This window comes from Desulforhopalus singaporensis (genome assembly GCF_900104445.1).
In the GTDB taxonomy this organism is placed as follows: Bacteria; Desulfobacterota; Desulfobulbia; order Desulfobulbales; family Desulfocapsaceae; genus Desulforhopalus_A; species Desulforhopalus_A singaporensis.
This window is the reverse complement of record NZ_FNJI01000123.1, coordinates 1-1,085: the sequence shown is the minus strand read 5'-3', so window position 1 is coordinate 1,085 and position 1,085 is coordinate 1. Positions and strand designations below refer to the sequence as shown.

The window sequence follows — 1,085 nt, the reverse complement described above, 5'->3', positions numbered from 1 at the left end:
CAAAAGAGAGATGAGTCATCAAGGATGAAGCAGACAGGCTTGGATTTTGATTATACCTCGTCATCATATCAGGGATACGTTGTTTTTCCGAGATGTATCCTTTACGCACAGGATTCTCGCCCTTTCCCTTCGTGTTGGCAAAAGGAAAGGGGCGTTGGGAAGATAGGAACTATCTATTTTTTGTTAAATGTTCATTAAGGAGGATAAGGATGAAAAGAGCATTGAGAAAATTGAAATCGGTAAAAAAATCAATGGCTGTGGGTGCCTTTATGCTGCTTGCCTTTGGTTGCAATATATCGTTTGCAGCCATGCCGGGAGAAGGGAAAACCGTACAGCCATGTTACACCTCAATTATTGAAGAACTTTTTCAGTTGTTGGTTATTAACAAGGGCCTAGAAAAACTTGGCTACGAGGTGAAAACACCTCTCGAACTGGAAATTACCGCCATGCATCTGGCGGTTGCCCAAGGAGATGCCGACTTTGATGCCTGCATGTGGATTCCACTTCATAATAATTTCTACGAAAAGATTGGGGGCGCTTCGGTTGTGAGCGTTGTCGGACCTTACGTTGAAGGAGCGGTCCAGGGGTATCTCATCGACAAGAAGACCGCAGATCAATACAACATAAGATACTTAAACGACCTTGCAGATCCCAAATTGGCCAAACTGTTTGATCATGATGGCGATGGCAAGGCGGATTTGACGGGTTGTAACGCGGGCTGGGGTTGTGAGAGGACTATCGAGCACCATCTCGATACCTACAAATTGAGAGATACCGTCACTGATAATCAGGGTTCTTATTTTGCGCTTATGGCGGATACCATTGCCAGATATAAAGCCGGGGAGCCTGTCCTCTACTACACTTTCTTTCCCTCGTGGATTGGTTCAGTTCTTGTTCCCGACAAAGATGTTGTCTGGCTCGAGGTTACACATACCGACCTGCCGAAAGGCGAGGAAGGGGTGAATACCATAACGGCCGATGGCAAGAACCTGGGATTCTCCGTGAACACCATCAATGTTCTAGCAAACAACAAGTTTCTGAATGCTAATCCGGCGGCGAAAAGATTGTTCGAGCTGGTCAAGATT

The 1,085-nt window shown here is 45.8% G+C and carries 1 protein-coding gene; it reads left to right on the top strand.

The window, feature by feature from the left end:
• Positions 1 to 209: 209 nt before the first annotated feature.
• Positions 210 to 1,085, top strand: an 876-nt coding sequence (gene proX / locus BLQ17_RS22120; RefSeq protein WP_092226456.1) for a glycine betaine/L-proline ABC transporter substrate-binding protein ProX, incomplete at its 3' end; no start/stop codon positions are given.